The organism is Enterococcus sp. DIV1444a, assembly GCF_051712125.1.
Lineage (GTDB): Bacteria > Bacillota > Bacilli > Lactobacillales > Enterococcaceae > Enterococcus > Enterococcus faecalis.
This window is the reverse complement of record NZ_JBIOOG010000001.1, coordinates 2,689,429-2,711,924: the sequence shown is the minus strand read 5'-3', so window position 1 is coordinate 2,711,924 and position 22,496 is coordinate 2,689,429. Positions and strand designations below refer to the sequence as shown.

20 protein-coding genes and 1 pseudogene are annotated in these 22,496 nt (G+C 38.3%); 14 read left to right on the top strand and 7 right to left on the bottom strand.

Annotated elements, in window-relative coordinates; all coding sequences use genetic code 11:
- Nucleotides 1-57: 57 nt before the first annotated feature.
- Nucleotides 58-3,711, top strand: coding sequence for a DNA-directed RNA polymerase subunit beta' (gene rpoC / locus IGI87_RS13055; RefSeq protein ID WP_104854374.1), 3,654 nt, complete (start codon nt 58-60; stop codon nt 3,709-3,711).
- 47 nt (nt 3,712-3,758) lie between these two features.
- On the opposite strand, the gene IGI87_RS13050 is transcribed toward rpoC, so the two are convergent.
- Nucleotides 3,759-4,451 (bottom strand): prepilin peptidase, encoded by a 693-nt coding sequence (locus tag IGI87_RS13050; protein WP_317095770.1) that lies wholly within the window; start codon nt 4,449-4,451, stop codon nt 3,759-3,761.
- 108 nt (nt 4,452-4,559) lie between these two features.
- Here IGI87_RS13050 and IGI87_RS13045 point away from each other — a divergent pair, with 108 nt between their 5' ends.
- From IGI87_RS13045 to rpsI, 5 genes are all read left to right on the top strand, one after another.
- Nucleotides 4,560-6,080: a gluconokinase gene (locus tag IGI87_RS13045; protein ID WP_438737321.1), complete on the top strand. Its 1,521-nt coding sequence runs from the start codon at nt 4,560-4,562 to the stop codon at nt 6,078-6,080.
- Nucleotides 6,081-6,163: 83 nt separating this feature from the next.
- A complete protein-coding gene (locus IGI87_RS13040) occupies nt 6,164-6,883 on the top strand; it encodes a DUF5105 domain-containing protein (protein ID WP_438737319.1) in 720 nt (239 codons plus the stop codon).
- A gap of 127 nt (nt 6,884-7,010) precedes the next feature.
- A complete protein-coding gene (locus tag IGI87_RS13035; protein WP_002354782.1) occupies nt 7,011-7,478 on the top strand; it encodes a Dps family protein in 468 nt (155 codons plus the stop codon).
- 236 nt (nt 7,479-7,714) lie between these two features.
- Entirely contained in the window at nt 7,715-8,143 is a 429-nt protein-coding gene (gene rplM / locus IGI87_RS13030; protein ID WP_048670019.1) for a 50S ribosomal protein L13, read from the top strand.
- Nucleotides 8,144-8,156: 13 nt separating this feature from the next.
- Nucleotides 8,157-8,549: a 30S ribosomal protein S9 gene (rpsI, locus tag IGI87_RS13025; protein WP_002354786.1), complete on the top strand. Its 393-nt coding sequence runs from the start codon at nt 8,157-8,159 to the stop codon at nt 8,547-8,549.
- Between the two features lie 51 nt (nt 8,550-8,600).
- Here the strand turns inward: rpsI and IGI87_RS13020 are convergent.
- Nucleotides 8,601-8,743: pseudogene (locus IGI87_RS13020) on the bottom strand (site-specific integrase); the annotation flags it as partial.
- A gap of 469 nt (nt 8,744-9,212) precedes the next feature.
- Here IGI87_RS13020 and IGI87_RS13015 point away from each other — a divergent pair.
- The 5 genes from IGI87_RS13015 (at nt 9,213) to IGI87_RS12995 (ending at nt 13,953) form a co-directional block, all read left to right on the top strand.
- The gene (locus IGI87_RS13015) at nt 9,213-9,401 is read left to right on the top strand and encodes a YlcI/YnfO family protein (protein ID WP_438737317.1); all 189 of its coding nucleotides are present in this window, start codon (nt 9,213-9,215) and stop codon (nt 9,399-9,401) included.
- Nucleotides 9,402-9,541: 140 nt separating this feature from the next.
- On the top strand, nt 9,542-10,399 hold the full coding sequence (locus IGI87_RS13010) for a DNA adenine methylase (protein WP_438737315.1): 858 nt from the start codon (nt 9,542-9,544) through the stop codon (nt 10,397-10,399).
- 1 nt (nt 10,400) lies between these two features.
- Nucleotides 10,401-12,185, top strand: a complete 1,785-nt coding sequence (locus IGI87_RS13005) for a hypothetical protein (protein WP_438737312.1) — start codon at nt 10,401-10,403, stop codon at nt 12,183-12,185.
- A gap of 291 nt (nt 12,186-12,476) precedes the next feature.
- Nucleotides 12,477-12,803, top strand: coding sequence for a hypothetical protein (locus IGI87_RS13000; RefSeq protein ID WP_438737310.1), 327 nt, complete (start codon nt 12,477-12,479; stop codon nt 12,801-12,803).
- Nucleotides 12,804-13,392: 589 nt separating this feature from the next.
- Entirely contained in the window at nt 13,393-13,953 is a 561-nt protein-coding gene (locus tag IGI87_RS12995; protein WP_438737308.1) for a hypothetical protein, read from the top strand.
- 147 nt (nt 13,954-14,100) lie between these two features.
- On the opposite strand, the gene IGI87_RS12990 is transcribed toward IGI87_RS12995, so the two are convergent.
- The 5 genes from IGI87_RS12990 to IGI87_RS12970 form a co-directional block, all read right to left on the bottom strand.
- Complete coding sequence (locus IGI87_RS12990) at nt 14,101-16,620, bottom strand: sigma 54-interacting transcriptional regulator (RefSeq protein WP_438737306.1); 2,520 nt, start codon at nt 16,618-16,620, stop codon at nt 14,101-14,103.
- 147 nt (nt 16,621-16,767) lie between these two features.
- The gene (locus IGI87_RS12985; RefSeq protein ID WP_002360964.1) at nt 16,768-17,595 is read right to left on the bottom strand and encodes a PTS system mannose/fructose/sorbose family transporter subunit IID; all 828 of its coding nucleotides are present in this window, start codon (nt 17,593-17,595) and stop codon (nt 16,768-16,770) included.
- Nucleotides 17,592-18,407: a PTS mannose/fructose/sorbose/N-acetylgalactosamine transporter subunit IIC gene (locus IGI87_RS12980; RefSeq protein WP_002365419.1), complete on the bottom strand. Its 816-nt coding sequence runs from the start codon at nt 18,405-18,407 to the stop codon at nt 17,592-17,594. Before IGI87_RS12980 ends, IGI87_RS12985 begins: the two co-directional genes overlap by 4 nt.
- 16 nt (nt 18,408-18,423) lie before the next feature.
- Entirely contained in the window at nt 18,424-18,915 is a 492-nt protein-coding gene (locus tag IGI87_RS12975) for a PTS system mannose/fructose/N-acetylgalactosamine-transporter subunit IIB (protein WP_002354800.1), read from the bottom strand.
- Between the two features lie 12 nt (nt 18,916-18,927).
- On the bottom strand, nt 18,928-19,347 hold the full coding sequence (locus IGI87_RS12970) for a PTS sugar transporter subunit IIA (RefSeq protein ID WP_002354802.1): 420 nt from the start codon (nt 19,345-19,347) through the stop codon (nt 18,928-18,930).
- A 257-nt stretch (nt 19,348-19,604) separates the two neighbouring features.
- Between IGI87_RS12970 and IGI87_RS12965 the strand changes: the two genes are divergently transcribed.
- The 3 genes from IGI87_RS12965 to IGI87_RS12955 all read left to right on the top strand — a co-directional run bounded on the left by IGI87_RS12965 (nt 19,605) and on the right by IGI87_RS12955 (nt 22,469).
- Nucleotides 19,605-20,540, top strand: coding sequence for an ABC transporter ATP-binding protein (locus IGI87_RS12965; RefSeq protein WP_002354809.1), 936 nt, complete (start codon nt 19,605-19,607; stop codon nt 20,538-20,540).
- Nucleotides 20,533-21,303: an ABC transporter permease gene (locus tag IGI87_RS12960; RefSeq protein ID WP_421503209.1), complete on the top strand. Its 771-nt coding sequence runs from the start codon at nt 20,533-20,535 to the stop codon at nt 21,301-21,303. The genes IGI87_RS12965 and IGI87_RS12960 overlap by 8 nt, the downstream gene beginning before the upstream one ends.
- Before the next feature lie 191 nt (nt 21,304-21,494).
- Nucleotides 21,495-22,469, top strand: a complete 975-nt coding sequence (locus IGI87_RS12955) for a tRNA dihydrouridine synthase (RefSeq protein ID WP_010710860.1) — start codon at nt 21,495-21,497, stop codon at nt 22,467-22,469.
- The last annotated feature ends 27 nt before the right edge of the window (nt 22,470-22,496 follow it).

The following is a 22,496-nucleotide window of genomic DNA, read 5'->3' as shown; positions in this document are numbered from 1 at the left end:
TTTGCTAACAAGTTGATGACTCAGCTTCTCTAAATAAGGAAATGGAGGGAATTCCTTTTGATCGATGTAAATAAATTCGAAAGTATGCAAATAGGGCTTGCTTCACCAGAAAAGATCAGAAGTTGGTCTTATGGGGAAGTTAAAAAACCCGAAACAATTAACTACCGTACATTAAAACCCGAACGTGAAGGGTTATTCTGTGAACGCATTTTTGGTCCAACCAAAGACTGGGAATGTGCTTGTGGTAAATATAAACGTATCCGTTATAAAGGTATTGTCTGTGACCGTTGTGGCGTTGAAGTCACTCGTTCAAAAGTACGTCGTGAACGTATGGGACATATTGAATTAGCCGCACCAGTTTCACATATCTGGTACTTTAAAGGAATTCCATCTCGGATGGGTCTTGTTTTAGACATGAGCCCTCGTGCATTGGAAGAAGTCATTTATTTTGCTTCATACGTTGTCATCGAACCAGGTGACACAACCTTAGAGAAAAAACAATTGTTAACGGAACGCGAATATCGTGAAAAACGTGAACAATATGGCCAAGCCTTCAAAGCTGCTATGGGTGCCGAAGCCGTGAAACAATTATTAGATAACGTCGATTTAGATGGCGAAGTTGCGCAATTAAAAGAAGAATTGAAAACAGCTTCTGGTCAAAAACGGACACGTGCCATCCGTCGTTTAGACATCTTAGAAGCATTCCGTGCTTCTGGTAACCAACCAAGCTGGATGGTAATGGATGTTATCCCAGTTATTCCACCAGATTTACGTCCGATGGTTCAATTGGAAGGTGGTCGTTTTGCAACAAGTGACTTAAACGACTTATACCGCCGTGTGATCAACCGTAACAACCGTCTAAAACGTTTATTAGACTTAAATGCGCCAAGCATCATCGTTCAAAACGAAAAACGGATGTTACAAGAAGCGGTCGATGCTTTAATCGATAATGGTCGTCGTGGCCGTCCAGTTACTGGACCAGGTAACCGTCCATTGAAATCTCTTTCTCACATGTTGAAAGGGAAACAAGGTCGTTTCCGTCAAAACTTACTAGGTAAACGTGTTGACTATTCTGGTCGTTCCGTAATCGTCGTTGGTCCGTTCTTAAAAATGTACCAATGTGGTTTACCAAAAGAAATGGCGATTGAATTATTCAAACCATTTGTAATGCGTGAATTAGTACAACGTGAAATTGCGACAAACATTAAAAATGCGAAACGTAAAATCGAACGTGGCGAAGATGAAGTTTGGGATATCTTAGAAGAAGTTATCCAAGAACACCCAGTTTTACTTAACCGGGCACCTACGTTGCATAGATTAGGGATCCAAGCTTTCGAACCTGTTCTTGTTGAAGGTCGTGCCATCCGTCTTCACCCATTAGTATGTGAAGCCTACAATGCCGATTTCGATGGAGACCAAATGGCGGTTCACGTGCCTCTAAACGAAGAAGCACAAGCCGAAGCTCGTATGTTAATGCTTGCTGCCCAAAATATCTTGAACCCGAAAGATGGTAAACCAGTTGTTACACCATCTCAAGATATGGTCTTAGGTAACTACTACCTAACAATGGAAGAAGAAGGCCGTGAAGGGGAAGGTATGATCTTCCGCGACATGAACGAAGCTGTTTTAGCATGGCAAAATGGCTACGTACATTTACACTCACGGATTGGGGTTCAAACAACACTTTTAGGTGACAAACCATTTACTGATTGGCAAAAAGAACGAATCTTAATCACCACAGTTGGTAAGATCATCTTTAACGAAATCATGCCTGTTGAGTTCCCTTACTTGAACGAACCAACAGACTATAACTTAACTGTTCAAACACCAGATAAATACTTCGTAGAAGCTGGTACAGACATTCCTGCACACATTAAAGAGCAAGAATTAGTTTTACCATTCAAGAAGAAAAATCTTGGAAATATCATTGCTGAAGTCTTCAAGAGATTCCACATTACGGAAACCTCTAAAATGCTTGACCGCATGAAAGACTTAGGTTACAAACACTCAACGTATGCTGGGATGACGGTAGGGATTGCCGATATCATGGTTCTTCATGAAAAACAAGCAATCATTGATGCTGCCCACAAACAAGTTGAAACAATTACCAAACAATTCCGTCGTGGTTTAATTACTGATGACGAACGTTATGAACGTGTAATCGGCGTTTGGAACGGTGCCAAAGACGAAATCCAACAAAAACTGATCGAAAGTATGGAAGCTCGTAACCCAATCTTCATGATGTCTGACTCTGGAGCCCGTGGTAACATCTCCAACTTTACACAGTTAGCTGGTATGCGTGGTTTGATGGCCGCTCCGAATGGACGAATCATGGAATTACCAATCATCTCAAACTTCCGTGAAGGACTTTCTGTCTTAGAAATGTTTATCTCAACTCACGGGGCTCGTAAAGGGATGACCGATACGGCCTTGAAGACAGCCGATTCAGGTTACTTAACACGTCGTTTAGTTGACGTTGCCCAAGACGTAATCATTCGTGAAGACGACTGTGGCACTGACCGTGGTCTTGAAATCGAAGCCATTCGTGAAGGTAACGAAATTATCGAACCATTAGACGAACGTCTATTAGGTCGTTATACACGTAAATCAGTTGTTCATCCAGAAACTGGTGCAATCATCATTGGTGCAGATCAATTAATCACTGAAGATCTTGCAAGAGAAATCGTGGACGCTGGTATTGAAAAAGTAACCATCCGTTCTGTCTTTACATGTAACACAAAACATGGTGTATGTAAGCACTGTTACGGACGTAACCTAGCAACTGGTTCTGACGTTGAAGTCGGAGAAGCAGTTGGTACAATCGCCGCTCAATCAATCGGGGAACCTGGTACACAGTTAACCATGCGTACGTTCCATACCGGTGGGGTTGCCGGTGACGATATCACTCAAGGTTTACCTCGTATCCAAGAAATCTTTGAAGCACGTAATCCGAAAGGGCAAGCAGTGATTACAGAAGTAACCGGTGAAGTTATCGATATTTCTGAAGATCCTGCCACACGTCAAAAAGAAGTAACCATCAAAGGAAAAACAGATACACGTACCTATACTGTCCCTTACACTGCACGTATGAAAGTTGCTGAAGGCGACATCATCCACCGTGGTGCACCGTTGACAGAAGGTTCAATCGATCCAAAACAATTATTACAAGTTCGTGATGTTTTATCTGTTGAAAACTACCTATTACGTGAAGTACAACGTGTTTACCGTATGCAAGGGGTAGAAATCGGCGACAAACATATCGAAGTAATGGTTCGTCAAATGTTACGTAAAATCCGCGTAATGGATCCAGGTGACACTGAAATCCTTCCAGGAACATTAATGGACATCGCAGAATTTAAAGACCGTAACTACGACACATTAGTTGCTGGTGGCGTCCCTGCTACTAGTCGTCCAGTCTTACTTGGTATTACCAAAGCGTCATTGGAAACAAACAGCTTCTTATCTGCTGCATCCTTCCAAGAAACAACACGCGTGTTAACAGATGCTGCTATCCGTGGCAAAAAAGATCCATTACTTGGATTGAAAGAAAATGTTATCATTGGTAAAATCATCCCAGCTGGTACTGGTATGGCTCGTTACCGTAACATGGAACCAAAAGAAGTTGGCGTAGCTAGCGAAAACGTTTATAGTATTTCAGACATTGAAGCACAAATGGCTGCTGAAGATGCGTTGAAAAACATCAATAAATAAACCCTAAAAAGCCGCAAGGAGCATGCTCCTTGCGGCTTTTTTATTTGCTATAACCAACTGATTGTGAGTAAGCCCAAACTTAAAAAGGGGACAAAGGGAAGTTTCTGTTCAACTGGATATCCCAAAAGTTTACAACTGTAGCCATAGATTAGGCCATAACTACTGGCAAAAAATAGTAGCATCAGCAACTGAGGTACCTGTAAAAAACAGCCCCACAAACCCAGTAACAAAAGATCCCCTCGCCCCATGGCTTCTGGAAAATAGTGTAGGACGGCTCGGAAAAAACAAAAACAAAAAATGCCAGTCAGTAAGTAAAACGAATGCTGACCCGCCACTTTCAGCAAGCAAAGTACAAGAAAACTAGGATAAAGAATCTTCGGCTCGACTACTAAATACCAATAATCAATCAAAGCTAATGTAAAAGCGCTCGTCAGCCACCACCAGAGAATCAAAGTATCAATCGTCAGGCCAGCTGAAAAACAGCTTGCGGTTAACCCGCCCACGACAAGTTCTGCTAAAAGATAACTCTTAGCTACTGGCTGCTGACACTTTCGACAACGAAAGCGCTGCAGCAAAATCGAAACAACTGGAATTAATTCATAGATTTGTAAAGACTGGTGGCAGCCTTGGCAGTGGGAAGGGGGCCACCACAAAGAACGCCCTACTGGTAAGCGCTCCGCCACCAAGCATAAAAAAGAACCGAAACAGGCACCAATCAAAAAGAGACTCAAGAAAAACATAGGTTACCTCCTTAAAAATAAACTACGCTTTTTTTAAACTTTTTCGTTTGACTAGACAAATCTTTTTTTGTTAGGAATAATAAAAGAAACAAGAAATGAGGGAATCAAATGGAAAAATTAGCGATTGGTGTCGACGTTGGCACCACGCAAGCCAAAGCAGTGGCTTTTCAAGCAAATGGCACAGTCGTAGCTTCTAGCTATGTGCGTTATCCATTAATTCAAGAGACTGAAGGAATGGCGGAGCAAGACCCAGAAACGCTGTTCCAAGCTGTGGTGAACTGTATTCGAACCGTCACACAACAAGTGAAGAATCAACCAATTGGGCTCATTTCTTTTGCTTCAGCGATGCATGGCTTAATTGCCATGGATGCGCAAGGACGCCCATTGACCCAAGTGATTACTTGGGCTGACACACGAGCATCTGATTATGCGGCAGCGTTAAAAGAAACGCCAGCGGCCCAATTGTTTTATCAATTGACAGGCATGCCAGTTCATCCAATGGCGCCTTTGTACAAGATTCGCTGGCTGCAGGAAAATCAGCCAGCCGTTGCGCAGAGCGCGGCCAAGTTTATTGGGATTAAGGACTACATTTTTTACCGTTTCTTTGGCGAATACTGGACAGATTATAGTAGTGCTTCGGGGATGGGTTTATTTAATATTCACACGCGACAATGGGAATCGTCGATTTTAGCGTATTTATCTATTGAGGAGGAACAGTTGCCAAAAGTTGCCCCGTCAACGTTCATTTTTCCAGCGTTAGCGCCTTCTTGGCAAGAGATGCTTGGTGTTGAAGAAGAAACGGTTTTAGTTCTTGGTGGCGCGGATGGCCCGTTGTCTAATTTAGGTTTGGGAGCGCTAGGAACGGGTGTAGCAACTTTGACCGTTGGTACGAGTGGTGCACTTCGGTATATTGTCGAAGAACCTTTTTTACATCCACATGGTGAAACGTTTTGTTTTGCTCTAGATGAACAGCATTGGGTGATTGGTGGCGCAAGTAGTAATGGTGCAGTTGCGTTAGATTGGGCGAGCCAAACGATTTTTGCAGAAGAACGTCAGCAAGCTATCCAAGACGGGACCAATCTCTATGACCCAATTATGGCCAAAATTGCCACCGTGCCAGCCGGAGCAAATGGCTTACTGTTTCATCCTTATTTGCTAGGTGAACGAGCACCGCTGTGGAATGCAGAGGCGAGCGCAAGTTTTATTGGCTTGCGCAAAAATCACCACGCCGGACATTTAGCTCGAGCGGTGGTGGAAGGAATCTGTTTCAATTTAAAAACTATTTTAGAGGATTTGAAACAACTCGGTGGACCCGTTCAGGAGATTCGGGCGACAGGCGGCTTTGCTGATTCCCCTGTGTTCCGTCAAATCATGGCTGATGTGCTGGGAGAAACGTTATCGTTCACTGATAGCACCGAAGCTTCGGCATTAGGCGCTGTTTTGCTAGGCTGGCAAGGCTTAGGGCAGTTACCAAATTTACAAGCAGCGGCGCAACAGGTATTGATTCATGAAACGGTCACGCCACGAGCGGATCAATTGCTAGTTTATCAAGAGCTGTATCCTGTTTTTCAAGAAACCCAACAAGTTTTAGCACAAAGTTATCAAAAATTAGCAGAATTCCGAAAATAATTGATAGTAAATAGCTTTGACAAATGGCTGAGAAGTTGCTTAACTAGAAGAGAGACGAAGACTTGAGGAAATGAGGATGAGGAATGAAGAAACAGCTACTACCACTATTTCTGTTATTCATTGGGGCATTAGCAAGTTGCAGTTCGCCGTCTCGTTCCGGCGAAAAAGCAGCGCAACAGTTGGTAGATTACTTTATTTATCAAGAAAAGACAGCGACATTCTCTCAAACTTTTCGTGAACCGAAAGTCTTGGCGGAGCATTTGCAGACGAGCCGTCAACAGTTCCAGAAGCAGTTTTTCAATAGCTTAAAAGAAATGAACGCTGAAGTCACCGAGACTGAAGCCCAGAAACTTAGCGAAGAATTACTGGCTCAAGTAAAGAAAAAAGCCTCATATCAACTAGTAGCCACGAAAGAATTGAATGGACAAGCGACAATCACTTTTCAGATTAAGGGCTTAGATTTTGTGACGGCGATTGAAGACACCACCACTGCTCTTCTTCAGCAAACGCAACAGGCGACACAAGCGCTAGATATGCAGCACACGTTAGCCGTTTTAAAAAAAGAAATCCAACAAATCAATGTCAGCCATGAGCCAGTTGAACAGCCATTAACGGTTAAGCAAGTAGAAGGACAATGGTATTTACCGGCAACGGAGCAACTGAGACTGAATCAGTTTTTTTTAGCTTTCGTCACAGGAAAAGAAGATACTGACGAGTTGACAGAGGCGCTCGATACGACCCTTACTCAAGCGGAACAAAAAGTTGTCGCTGAGGATGAAGGAACAGTCGTTTCAGGAAATTAATTAGATTCTTAATTGTAGTTATTATAATTTGATAATAATTTTAAAAAAGAAAGGTTTTCAGTGTACTTTTTTCACAATTCATATTACACTAAGAGTGTAGAAATAATATTTAGGAGGATGACAAAGAATGAAATTTGAAAAAACAAAAGAAATTTTGAACCAACTCGTTGCAGATTTAAGCCAATTTTCCGTGGTAATTCATCAAACACATTGGTATATGCGTGGACCTGAATTTTTAACACTTCACCCACAAATGGATGAATACATGGATCAAATCAATGAGCAATTAGATGTTGTTTCAGAACGTTTAATCACATTGGACGGCTCTCCATTCTCAACATTGCGTGAATTCGCAGAAAATACAAAAATTGAAGATGAAATTGGTAACTGGGACCGTACTATACCAGAACGTATGGAAAAATTAGTAGCAGGCTACCGTTACTTAGCAGACCTTTACGCAAAAGGAATCGAAGTTTCTGGTGAAGAAGGCGACGACTGCACACAAGACATTTTCATCGCCAACAAAACAGACATCGAAAAAAATATTTGGATGTTACAAGCCAAACTTGGCAAAGCACCTGGTATTGACGCATAATTTAAAACGACTCGCAAAGCCGCTGACGTTGACGTTGGCGGTTTTTTTCTGTTTAAAAGGCACCAAAAAATAAGTGAAAATCTATTTTCTGAAAGCGCAGAAAAACATTGACTTTATCAGTGATTGAAGGTAAAATATTAAATGGTATTGTTTGCCCCACAATGAGCCCCGGAAACTCAAGTGTATGTCAAACATCGAAAACAAAATTGGAGGAAAGAAACGTGCGTACAACATATATGGCCAAAGCTGGCGAAGTAGAACGTAAATGGTACGTAGTAGATGCAACAGATGTTCCTTTAGGACGTCTATCAGCAGTTGTTGCTTCTGTACTACGTGGTAAAAATAAACCAACATTCACACCACATGTGGATACTGGAGATTTCGTAATCGTAATTAACGCTGATAAAGTAAAATTAACAGGTAAAAAAGCTACAGACAAAATTTACTACCGTCACTCAATGTATCCTGGAGGATTAAAATCAGTGACAGCTGGTGAATTACGCGACAAAAACTCTCGCCGTCTTATCGAAACTTCTGTAAAAGGTATGCTACCTAAAAACACTTTAGGACGTAAACAATTTACTAAATTGAACGTATACGGTGGAGCTGAGCATCCACATGCTGCACAGCAACCAGAAGTATTAGATATCACGAACTTAATTTAAGGAGGGAAATTCATTGGCACAAGTACAATATAGCGGCACAGGCCGTCGTAAAAATGCAGTTGCCCGCGTACGCTTAGTACCAGGTACTGGTAAAATTACTGTAAACAAAAAAGACGTAGAAGAATATATTCCACATGCTGACTTGCGTGAAGTTATCAACCAACCATTTGGCGTAACTGAAACAAAAGGCGCTTACGATGTAATCGTAAACGTAAACGGTGGTGGCTATGCTGGACAATCAGGAGCTATCCGTCACGGAATCGCTCGTGCATTGTTACAAGTAGATCCTGACTTCCGTTCTGCTTTAAAACGCGCTGGGTTACTTACTCGTGACGCACGTATGGTTGAACGTAAAAAACCAGGTCTTAAAAAAGCTCGTAAAGCTTCACAGTTTTCAAAACGTTAATCGTTATTGTATCAACGTTTACAAGAGATTTTTGGTTCAAGTTGGTTCAAATCAACTCGATAAAGAATTTAATAAGTTTAAAGCATCAGCATTTTGCTGGTGCTTTTTTTTGGCATTAATTCAAGATAGTAGTTTTGTGTTGTTTGGACATTAATATGACTTAAGCGTTTTGATACAAAGGTATTATCATAATCTACTTACTTGTCATCTATAGACGATAGAAATTATTTATCATTAGTTGTGCTAATCATCCTAAATTTGAGTAAAGATCGCCATCATATTTAGCAACTTTTTAAATGCATAAATTTCGCTAACAGATGTATCTTTCCTGAAATCTTGAATAACCTCATTTACATAAAACCAAATTTGGAAATTTTCATTAGATTTTAAAAATTCACTTAATATGAATTGTTTCTTAGTTGTTGATGTGTATTTATTTTTACATTTCTTCATTGATGTTTTGAGTACAACTAATTAACAATGTATATGCAATAACTATAACTAAACTAAGCTTTTTTTCATGTTTACCACCCTTTATTTTTTAGTTACAATTTATTGTATCAAGTGTACAAGTTTTTTTGCAATTCAATATGTAATGCAAATAGCAATGTTTCTTTTTTGTGCAAAACGAAATACAATTAACAGTGACTGGAGGCATTGCAAATGACAAATTTTAAACTTAAGCCTAACCGAAAAGAAACCGAAAATAAAACAATCAGATTTCCTGTACCATTAATAGAAAAAATTGAGGAAGTCATTACAGAAAATGATACAACTTTTTCCAGTTTTGTAATTCAAGCGTGTGAGTTTGCATTAGAGAATATGGAAGATTGCAAAGAAAAAAAACAGTGATTATTGTTTTATATTTCCAGGATTTTGATTAAAGAAAAATAGTATATATGGTATGATATAGCTGATAACAAGTTGATCCATATTATTATTTATCGAGACTATTTAAAGAGAATGGAAAATTTACTATAGGAGGTATTTGAATGAATCCTTCCCCATTAAGATACCCAGGCGGAAAACATAAAATGTATAAATACACCAAAGAATTGGTTTTAAACAATAAGATAGATACCTATATTGAACCATTTTGTGGAGGTGCAGGACTTGCTTTGGAGCTATTACTAAAAAAAGATGTAAAAAAAATTATTATCAATGATTATGATTATAGTATTTATTGTTTTTGGAAAAGTGTTATTGAGTACACTGAGGAATTGATAAAAAAAATAGAATCTACTGATATTACAATTGATGAGTGGTATAAGCAAAAAAAGATAAGGGAAAATATATATGATTATTCAATCTTAGACGTAGGTTTTTCTACACTTTTTCTTAATAGAACTAATAGGTCAGGGATTATAGATAAAGCAGGCCCTATTGGAGGTTACAATCAAAACGGTAATTATCTAATTGATTGTAGATTCAATAAAAATACACTAATTGATAAAATTTTAAAGATATCTTGCAATAAGGATAAAATAGAAGTGTACAATATGGAAGCAATGGATTTTATTGATGATGTCATAAAAAAAGAAAAAAAGGCATTTACTTTTTTTGATCCACCATATTTCAACAAGGGAAAAGGATTATATACTAATTTCTATAGCACAGGTGATCATCGAACTCTTTCTTCTAAAATAGTTGGTGAGTTACAAAATAAAAAATGGATAGTTACGTATGATTTAGCACCTGAAATTGCAATTATGTATCATAAAATAGATAAAATTAGTTTTACATTATCGTATACTTTACAAGATAAAAAAAGAGGAGCTGAGTATCTCTTTTTTTCAAAAAAAGTAAAGAGGGTTGAAGAAAAAAAATATTTACAGCTTTTGGAGGAGTAAAATGGGAATAAAAAATATTTCGATAAAGAGAATTGATAATTATTTTGAAAATCCTAGACATGAGGTCGGTTTGGCCGAAGAAGATACATTGGTTAAACTTTTTGACGAAGTGGGATTTCAATATATGTTTAACTTAGCTCAAGATATATATGTGAATGGTTTTGTAAATGCTAGTCTAATTACAGTCGTTGAACAAGAAGATAGTGGTAGATATATAGTTTATGAAGGAAATAGACGAATAGCTTGTGTAAAATTGATTCAATATCCAGAAAAATTTAGATTTCTAACTAAGAATCAAATTGATAGGATAAAAAAAATGAAAACCGAAGGACCGCCGAAAATTCCTTTAGATAAGATTACTTGTTTAGTAACAGATGAAGAAGATGCCTTTTTTATAATGCAGAGGTTACATTCAGGTGAGGACAAAGGACGTGGCGTAAAAGCGTGGAATTCTAAAGAGAAAGATAATTTTGTATATAGAACATCTCCTCAAAAAGGAATGAAAATATCAAAAATTATTAGTGATAAATATTATGAATATTTTAGAAAAGATATTCGAGATAGAATAGCATATACAAATATTCAGAGGCTTTTTAGTAATTTAGCAGTAAAAAGTGCTTTAAGTATTGATAATAACAACTTGGATACTTTCACTAAAGATAAGATGGAAATTATTAGTGGCGTAATTGATGAAGTAAATAAAATTGTTGAAGAAGAAAATTCTTCAATTTCGCGTGAGTTTAATAAACGGCAAAAAATTGAGGATATATTACTTCCAATTATTGATAACTTAAAGAATGAGCACCATGCAAATGAAGATAATAATAATCCTGATAATCAACCAGAATCTATAGAATATAGAAAAAGTATTTTTATTGGGAATAAAATTGATTTGACTTTGGATGGCAAAAAGATAGTAGAATACAAACATAATGATGTAGTCTATGAGGAAATAAATACAGATATCGAAGGATTATGGGAAATAAAATATGACAATGGAGATATCTGCTATTTAACTATATTAGAAAAGCCAGATCCTATGGCGAATCAATTAGTAAATACATTTGATTTAGGCACTCTTTATAATTTCGATGAAATATTTACATTATCTGATTGTGAAGGTGGTACTAAAGTGAGACCATTTAATGTACAAGTTCTTCCGGAAAGAAATAGGGTACTTAAAGAGGGAAAAGTGACATTTAGTGTTTCAGGAAAAGTTATCTTTAAATTTTCAGTAAAAGATAAAATAACAGAAAAGAAACGTGACTTTGAATTTCATGGAGAAGTGAAGTCTGCAGTTCAGAATCCATCTACAAAATATCAACCTTCTATTATAAATAGCTTGGTTAAAACATCAGAGTACGTGGAGCAAGACATTATAACTTTTAAAAATGAGCTAAATAGGATTTATTATGATAGCGAATACAACTTAGTATTTGTATCATCAGTTAGAACTTTTGTTGAATTGATAATTAATGATATTGTTGATCAATTGGGGAAAAGTAAAAGTAAGGATCTATCAATTAATTATAAAACAATCAGTAAACCAGAATATATAAAGGATAAGTTTTTAAATTTGATACCAGATCAGCGAGAACAGGCAGGAGTAGCCACTATTTACAAAGAGTTAGTTAATAGTGGTCGTTATAATAGCATACTTCGATTTTTAAATTTGACGACTCATGGTGCACAAAGGCTAATCACCAAAGAGCGACTAATATCTGAGTTTGATGTGATAAATTTACTTTATTCATATTTATGTGTTTTATGTGAAAGTAATAAGTAAAATCAGGTAAGTTGAAAAAATTATGTATTACTGTGAGAAGAAGCCTATGATGAACTATTTTCAAAACTTAATTATAAGTTTAAATTTAATGGAGATATTGATACGAAAACCTTATTCGTCATAGATACTAACTACTTGCTGTATGTTTTTCAAAGTTATTCATTTTTCTGAAGCTTTAGAAAATCAAAAAGAAAATATTTACATTCCATTTATTTCTTTCATTGAGTTTTTTTAAAGCTGGATAAGACCATTTATAATGTAATTGGAGACTTTAAGAAAATCAATATTTACATGGAACAAATAAGTATTAATGAAGAACTAATTGAGATAAATAATTTGAAAAATCTTGTTATTGAAAAAAATTTTCGTCAATTCTCAAATTATGATAAATTAAACAGATTTGTGCAGGATAAAGTACAAAAAGAATTAGATGAGTATGCCAATGATGTTTTTGGCACTATTCTTTCTAAAATAGTAGAGATCAATAAAATAATCAATGAGAAAAAAGGTGCTTTTTCTTATAAAATTAAGAATATTCCTCAAATTTCTGAATATGAATTAGCAGTTGAAGAGCTAAAAAAAGGTTTGATATACTTTTTTCTGAGAAGCAAATTTTAGGAAAAGCATACACTCAAGATCAAATCAATATTTTTTTAAATAATGTTGAATTTTATAATAAGGACCGAGCGATTGAAGGCATAGAGGTAATAAAAATTACTCAATCATTAATAAACACTGAACTTAGTCATGTAGATACGGCAGATCGTGATTACTAAAAGAAATTGACGATATACTAAACAATGTCTATTTTATAGATACTGCCAATATAATTATTGAAATTGATTGGATATAGTAAATTTGTATTCAACTAGCATCTATGGTTCAAATGCTATCAATAAACATCCGATTTTATCCATTTCAATCCATATTATAAACTCCCAAGGCATTTATATAAAAGGATTTTTATGGATTGAAATTCTTAATCAATAGTAAGTTCTGTTCTCAAAACGTTAATTATTTGGAGTCGCTACGAACATGTTCGCTTACGAATCAATTACAATGTTTCAAGACACTTTCTCGCAATGAGAAAGTGTCTTTTTTATCAATCTCTCTAACCCAACCCAACCCAACCCAACCCAATCCAAAAAATGGTATCATTAAGCAATGAAACATAACCATAAAAAATAACAAATATCGGAGGCAGAAAATGAGTAGTGTGGTTTGTCAAAGTTGTGGGGCGAATGCGTTTAGATGGTACGATACCGCTGATCAAGTGGTGGAATGTAAGTATTGTCATTCCAAGCAAGCTTTTATAAAAGGTATGGGCGTCGAGTCAGTCATAAAAGTTGTTGGGGGAAAAGAAGAAGCGGAGACGGATTCTGAATACCAAGAACGGATTATTCATCAATTTGGTTTGAAAGATCAAGTGATTGAAGTGAAGAATTATTCATTAATCGATATTCCGTTAACATTTATTGTTTGGTTGTATTTGGATATTTTATTAGGAGCGTTGTTTATCTGTGGTGGTTTTCTTTCTAAAAACTATCGAGCTTGGTACGCCAATTTACTGCGTTGGCACTTTTATGGTTGGCGTTATACAAAGTCAGCGACTGAAAAAGAGAAGGCAAGTCAACGGATTAGGGGCAGTCTGTTGATTAAATGGCTACTTCAAGAGGACCCCAACAAAACGAAAAAATTAATAATGGTTGGCGTGTCCATCCTGTTCACTGTCCTGTTCGTTTACACTACAGGAAATGGCGCTGCCTAAACGAAATATTTATTGAAACATTTTCTGTTGATAGGAAGTGTTTTAATACAAACTAAAAAAAGTGGGCCGTAAGTCGAAATGACTTAAGGCCCATTAGCTATATTTTAAGATAATCATCTGAACAAAAGAGACTCTCCCCATCCCCTCTCACCGAGAAGACAAAATTTCATAAATCACATAGAGTTCCCAGTTGGAAATTTCTATTCGATAAAACTGTTCTAGGGTATAGAAAATGTTTTTAGCATTTTGGAAAAATGGTTTTTGGTTAATGGTTAGTTCCTCTAGGTTAGCAGGGATTTCATAGTCTTCAACGCCGAGCATTGTCCGTTCTACCATGAGCGCGTTGTGCATCATTAAGTTAAATTTCATTTTGCCGCTGAGTGTGAGGTCGAAGCGTTTTTCAATGTTTTTTGTAACGTTTTCGACTTGTTTAATGATGACGTCAGGATTTAGAAATTCTAGTTTTTCTGACAAGCCCTCTTTCGAGAAGAAGTGAACAAATTCGTTAATCATGTTATCAATGTTATTGGGATGCATCAAGTTTTGGAAAGGTTCCATCAACTGGGTTCCTGCATCTTCGTCTAACATGTCTAAGAGATTCACGCTAGCAACATTTGTATGGTTGTCTAAGTAGGACGTCGTCAAAATGAGCGAGGTTTCTTTTAAATAATTTTCTTCGGCGTTGGCAATGTCTAATGTGTTCACCAAATCTTTGTATTTTAGGGTAATGACTTTAATGTCAGTATACAGGTATTTTTGACAGATTTGTTTGATTTGCTTGGCAATATCCAGACCTGAAATACTAGAGACAATGATATTTTTTTCCACTGAAAAGCCTTCAAAGTACTGTACATCGGTTTTAAATTTTTTTTCAGCGGTTTTAGCAATACCATAGAAAAGTTGTTCGTTCATTAATTGATGACCAATTTCCAACGCATAGGCAGTGGTCAGGTTATTGATCACCAAGAGTTCTCCAAGAATTTGTGGTTTCAAGCTTTTATAAAGTTGTGTCAGAGAACCCATATCGACGAGCATAATGACGCCTTGTGATGTGTCCCGCTGAGAAAGCCAGTCTTTAACTTCGGCGACGATATCTCGGACGGAGGAGGTTAAGGGCATGTTAATCGCATCGAAAATATAGGTACCACATAATTTGTTGGCAACGGCTTGAATACTTGTGGCAGTCGATTCACCATGCGCTACGAGGAGCGCTTGGTAAGGAATCGTTTCAGAAATTTCCCCGCTGAGTAATACAGATAAGAGTACCTCTGTCAAGAAACGGTATTCTTCTGGCAGCGGACTGACTAAGTTTTTCACGAGGGAAACCGTTCGCGGATAGTGTTCTTTTAACTGTGTTTGGACTGGAAGGAGCACTGTTTCGTTAAATGTTGGCGGTAAAATTTTCAGCAATTTGGCAACATCTTTCATCGGTTTTTCAGTTTGTTCAGGTTGGTTAATAATTAGTTTGTTTTTGGTTTGGACTTCCGTGACTAGGTTTTGTAAAAAGTAATCATTTTCTAAGGTTATTTCATCGTCTAAACAATATTTAATGAATTGTGTCAGTTCAGTTTTTAAGTGGGCCAGTGTTTTTTCTTTTGTAAATAAGGCTTCAAATGTTGCGAAAATATCGGAAGAAAGTGTGTCTTCTTCTAACACTTCTTTGTCTAAAGGAATCGCAATCATTGGTTGAGTCGCATCGCCAATGACGACGGGTTGATTGGGCAAAGTTTTTCGTAATTGCGACGCGCAAAGGAGCTGCACTTTGTTGGATAAACTCCCCACGTTGCCAGGTTCGTCATTTTCTAATAATGCCGTAAAGATTTCTTCGTCCACGTTGATGTCTTTGGTCATTCGTTTCGCTTCTCGGTGGAATAAGTTTTTCAAAATCGCAATCCGTTCTCGAATGGGGCGCTCTTTGAAGTTCGGAAGTGAGACGATTACGGAAATTCGGCGATAAAAGGTTGGTAATAAGACTTTTTTCGGGTTTTCGGTGGTCGCAAATAGTAGCCGAACCTTGGAATGCACCATTTTTCCTTCTTCACCAATGGGGCGGAAGGTTCCTGTATCCATAAACTGAAAGAGTTTTTCTTGGTTTTCATTGGATAATCGATGTACTTCATCTAAAAAGAGTACGGAATTATTAGCTTGGGCTAAGAGTCCTTGCTTTTCTGATTCAGCCCCAGTAAATGCGCCTTTGGTATGGCCGAAGAGAATGGATGACAGTAATTCGGGATTGTTGGCATAATCGGCACAGTTAAAGGTGTAGAATTTTTCCAGGCCAATGATTTGTTCATTTTTCAGATACTCATAAATCAGTTTTGCCAAAAAGCTTTTGCCGACGCCACTGGCTCCATGGATTAATAAAGGCATACCCAATGGGGGATACAACATAGCGGCTTTGCATTGTTCGATGGCTTTTTTGGCGCTGCCTTGGCTACCGATGTATTGTCGAAACACATCGGTCGTGGGGGTTGTTGCACGGGTTAATTGCCAATAAACGGGTTTTTTTCCCGTTTGTTGGACTTCACCTTTTTCCAATAATTTATTTAAGTATAAGCTGGTTACCGAGCGGCTTAATTGAATTTTTGTGGCAATTTCTTGTGTGCTCATCGGGGTGTTGCTGGTTTCTAAAATATCAACTAAGTGTTGGTAGGTCTCCAAGCGCATGATTCATCGTCCTTCCAAAAGAGAGGTCGGGACAGGGGTTGCTTCTGTTCCCGCCGTTTATCAGCTTTTAAGCCTGAGATAAAAATCACTTTGGATTTTTGTCTCAGGCTCTAAGTGTTTAATAATTAAATGTTTATTGTTTCAATTTTAACAGATGCCTAGTAATCCTAGCAAGATGCCTAAGAACATGATACCAAACATCACCACGTTAACATTGACTTTTTTGCGTAATAGCCAGAAAGCAAGTAACGTCACGGCTAATGGTACGATACCGACGAATAGTTGATCCAAATAGTCTTGGATTTTAACTACGTCTTCGCTTCCTTTAACGGAAACTTCAAGAATCGTTTTGAATTTTACATTCGAAGCAGTCATACTGCCCATCATCATTAAGCCTAGCATACTTGATACTTTTGTGAGTATCTTCATTCCGCCTGATTCGTACATTTTTTGGATAAAACTTTCACCGATTGAGTAGCCGCTATACAACGCATAATAGTGAATCAGGAACGCAGGAACGTTGTATAAAAGTAAGAAGACAATCGCCCCTAATGGCGAACCAGTGCTGGCTAATGAAATCCCAATACCAGCAGCAATAACACGTAAGATGCCCCAGAAGAAGGAGTCACCGATACCTGAAAGCGGCCCCATTAGTGAGGCTTTAACCGCTGTAATAGAGCTAGCATCAAAGTTTTCGTCTTCACTGTTTTGTTTTTCCATCGAAGCAACGAGCCCCATGATGAAGTTATTGATATGCATGGTTGCATTGAACCAAGTGGTGTGACGCACCAATGCCTCGGCCCGTTCTTCCTTGGTTTTATAAAAACGATTGATAACTGGGAGTAAAGTGTACATGACACCCACTGCGTGGTATTGTGTAGCTCCTGTCCGGCTAGCGTTCATCGTCCAAGAACGCCAGAAAACAGAACGCATCATTTTTTTCTCTTCTTTAGATAAATTCTCTTTTAACTTCATGCGAAAAAGTCCTCCTCTTCGATTTCTTTCGCGCTGCCTTCAACCGCAGAAGACGCCGCAGGTTTTCTTTTTAGAATGTCGCGAAATTCTACATCCCGTTGGGCACTCACGACACAAATTACTGTCCCGATGACCGCTACCGCAACGGCTGGTAATTGTAGGTACGCGGTTAAAACAAAGCCTAAAATGTAAAAGACGGCTAATTTATTATCCCATAACAGTTTCATTAACATAGCAAACCCAACGGCAGGTAAAAGTCCGCCAGCTGCGCTTAAGCCGTTCATCAAATTTTGTGGAATACTTTCAACAAACAGATTTACTGGCCCACTTCCTGCTAAAATTCCGATAAATGAAATCGAAGCGATGATTAAATAATAAATGATCCACGTTCCGTAATGCAGTGTTACAACCATTTTTTGGTTGCCTTCACGTGCTGCTTTGTCAAGAGAAGGAGCAAAGATATTCATAAAGACATTTTTTAAAAACATCACCACGAAAGCGGCTAACATCCCAATTGGTACGGCTAACGTCATGGCGGCTTTTTGTTCGACATTTGAAATAATTGCAAACGTTGTGGCTAAAGTAGTCGCAGTTACAGGTTCCGCTGCGATAACACCACCGATATTAACATTTCCTAAGAAAATTGCTTCTAAAGAGGCCCCCATTAAGACCCCTGTTTTCATGTCGCCCATTAAAATTCCTGTGACTAATCCAACGACTAAGGGACGTTCCATCATACTTTGACCAGTTAAATAATTCCCAGCAAAACAGATAAATACAGCTAAGGCTGCCATTGTTGCATGCATAAGCATTGTTCATTTCCTCCTTTTAATTGACGGCTTGTTTTAGACTTAATTTTGAGTTGGTTGGCAGTACTTGGTTATAGCTTTCCACGTGAGTCAAACTGGCTAATTCTTTGGCAGCTTCTAACTCTTCAGGGTTTAATTGGACACTTGGGAAAACCATTGTTTTGGTGGCTGGATCTGATTTATCAAAGCGGCCAGCGTTGGCAACATTCACACTTTCAATATCTGTCACGTTTTTCGCAATTTTAGTAGCATCCGCTACACTGTTAACAATTACGAAAATTCGTTTGTCTTTACCACGAGGATCATTAAAGACATCAATCGCATCATCAACTGAGCGAATTAATAGTTTCATGCCATTGGGGACAGCCATTTTTAACGTCATTTGCATTACTTCGTTTTTGGCTGCTTCATCATTCGCTACAACTAATAAGGGGGCATTCAATTCTTTGGTCCAAACTACGGCTACTTGGCCGTGAATTAATCTGTCGTCTACTCGTACTTGTGTAATCATTTTAATTTCCTCCTAAAAAAAGTTTTCTTCTTCATTTGATGGGTTTAATTCAACGAATTGAATTTGTGCTTCAGCAATTGCTGCTTGAATATCTTCTTTGGTTAGCTTTTCGCCTTCTTTTAAGAAAATCAGCGACAAGGCAATGGCTAAGTTGGCATTGGAAATGATAAAAACATTGTCTGGTTTTGTCGTCATGACTTCTTGAACAATTTTTTGATTGACACTACCACCATATAAATCTGTTAAAATAATAGCTTGTTCTTCTGCGCCTAGGGACTGAAGAAACGTTTGAATAATTGGCGTGTAGTCCTCAGGAGTCACATAGGCATTGATGACCGCTAGCTCTTTTCCTTTGTCTGCGAGAATATCCAAGGAACTTTGGAAGCCTTTCGCTAAGTTTCCATGACTAGCAATTAAAAATTTTCTTTTCATTCTTTTCACCTCACTTTTATATAAAGCAAGTTCTGTGCCAAAAAAAGAGAACTCTAAATCCTTGATTTGAAAAGGTTTTGACGCTCTCGAAACTGTTTAAACAGTTTCGGGTCAAAATAAACACGTTAATCGTTGGCTAGTTTGTTGTTGAAAAATAGCTAAGCAAAACTGTGAAAATTGATCAAAATAACCCCCGTTTTTATCGAGAAGTGTTACAATAATACTCATGAATATTTATACATTAAGGAGAGTTACGAATGACTGATGCTCTTGTGATACAAGATTTACGCAAAGTGTACGCTTCAGGTGTTGAAGCGTTGCGGGGGATTGATTTAACAGTCGAAGAAGGCGATTTTTATGCTCTTTTGGGACCGAATGGCGCAGGAAAATCAACGACGATTGGGATTGTGACCTCGTTAGTTAATAAGACTTCGGGGAAAGTCAAAATTTTTGGGTATGATTTAGATACGGAGATGGTGCGGGCGAAGCAACAGATTGGGTTAGTGCCGCAGGAGTTTAACTTCAATCCGTTTGAAACGGTCCAGCAGATTGTGGTCAATCAAGCGGGCTATTATGGGGTGTCTCGTAAAGAAGCCATGAAACGGAGTGAAAAGTATTTAAAACAATCCAATTTATGGGAAAAACGGAACGAACGGGCTCGAATGCTTTCTGGCGGAATGAAACGTCGTTTAATGATTGCTCGCGCGCTGATGCATGAGCCGAAGTTATTGATTTTAGATGAACCAACTGCAGGTGTCGATATTGAATTGCGCCGTGAAATGTGGGCCTTTTTACAAGAGTTAAATGCGCAGGGAACCACGATTATTTTGACGACCCATTACTTAGAAGAAGCTGAGATGTTGTGTCGCAACATTGGGATTATTCAGTCTGGTGAATTGATTGAAAACACCAGCATGAAGCACTTGTTAGCAAAATTACAATTTGAAACGTTTATTTTTGATTTAGCACCTTATACGCAGGCGCCAGTTATTGAAGGCTATCAAAGCGTATTTGAGGACGAGTTAACGTTAGCGGTGGAAGTGGAACGAAACCAAGGAGTCAATCACTTGTTTGAACAGCTAAGTCAACAAGGAATCAAAGTATTGTCAATGCGGAATAAGTCCAACCGTTTGGAAGAGCTCTTCTTGAAGATTACCGAGGATACGTACCAAAGGGAGGATCAACATGTTTAATCTGTATTTTACTGCTTTAAAAAGTTTAGCTGTGAAGGAAACCAACCGTTATTTACGGATTTGGGTCCAAACACTGGTACCGCCAGTGATTACGACGTCCTTATATTTTGTGATTTTTGGGAAAATGATTGGCGGGCGAATTGGCGACATGGGCGGTTTTTCTTATATGGAATTTATCGTGCCAGGTTTAATTATGATGTCAGCCATTACAAGCTCGTACGCCAATGTTTCATCTTCCTTTTTCTCACAAAAATTCCAGAAAAATATCGAAGAAATTCTCGTGGCGCCAGTTCCAACTCATGTGATTATTTGGGGATTTGTGATTGGTGGCGTTGGTCGTAGTATTTTGGTCGGTGCGTTAGTCACCATCATTTCTCTATTTTTTGTCCCATTGCACGTTGTTTCTTGGCTGATGGTCATCATGACTTTATTGATGACAGCGATTCTTTTTTCTTTAGCTGGTTTGTTAAATGGTATTTTTGCGCAATCCTATGATGATGTATCGATTGTGCCGACCTTTGTATTACAGCCTTTAACCTATTTAGGTGGGGTTTTCTATGCCATTTCCATGTTGCCGCCATTTTGGCAAGCTGTCTCAAAAGTTAATCCTATTGTTTACATGATTTCTGGGTTCCGCTACGGTTTCCTAGGGGTTCAAGATGTGCCAATTGGTATTTCTATGACTATTTTAATCTTATTTATTGTCGTTTTATATGGCATTTGTTGGTACCTTGTAGAAACAGGGCGTGGCTTACGTAGTTAAACCTTGCGTAAAAAGATTAAACTGTCTGAATCACTCATTCTAGCGAGCAGATTCAGACAGTTTTCTTGTTTCTAAGTATGCCTTTTTTGATTCTTCGTGCATTTCCCTGTATAATAGCAATGTTTCGCACCAGAATATGTCGACAATTGTCATTGAAAATAAAGAAAAAATCAGAAACGGAGTATATGAAGATGAGCAAGAATTTTTGGGCAACATTGCCAAAGCCCTTTTTTGTTTTAGCACCGATGGAAGATGTCACTGATGTGGTCTTTCGTCATGTCGTGAAAGAAGCTGGAGCACCAGATGTGTTTTTTACAGAGTTTACTAATTCAGATAGTTATTGTCATCCTGAAGGGAAAGACAGTGTGCGCGGGCGCCTCGTTTTTACAGAAGATGAACAGCCGATGGTGGCACATATTTGGGGGGATAAACCGGAATTTTTCCGTGAAATGAGTATCGGCGTAGCGGAGATGGGCTTTCAAGGATTAGACATAAATATGGGTTGTCCTGTGCCTAACGTGGCTGAGCGTGGGAAAGGCAGCGGGCTGATTTTACGCCCGGAAGTTGCGGCTGAATTGATTGACGCCGCCAAAGCAGGTGGCTTACCTGTTAGTGTCAAAACACGCATTGGGTTTACTGAAATGGCGGAAATGGATGCGTGGATCACGCATTTATTAGAACAAGACATTGCGAATCTATCCATTCATTTACGAACACGAAAAGAGATGAGCAAAGTGGATGCCCATTGGGAGGTCATCCCGCAAATTATGGCTATTCGGGACCGTGTCGCACCGCAAACGACAATTACGATTAATGGGGATATTCCCGATCGTCAAAAGGGCCTAGAATTAGCAGAACAATATGGTGTAGATGGGATCATGATTGGCCGGGGGATTTTTAAAAATCCTTATGCCTTTGAAAAAGAACCCAAAACACATACGCCACAAGAATTGCTGGGCTTGCTACGTTTACAATTGGATTTGCAAGACAAATATGCGGAATTGGTGCCTCGCTCCATTGTTGGATTGCATCGCTTCTTCAAAATTTATGTCAAAGGCTTTCCAGGTGCCAGTGATTTAAGAGCACAATTAATGAATACAAAATCAACGGATGAAGTGCGCCAGTTGCTAGCGACGTTTGAAGCAGAACATGGTGTGCTTGACTAAATAAAAAAAGAGAGGAGGCAGCATTAG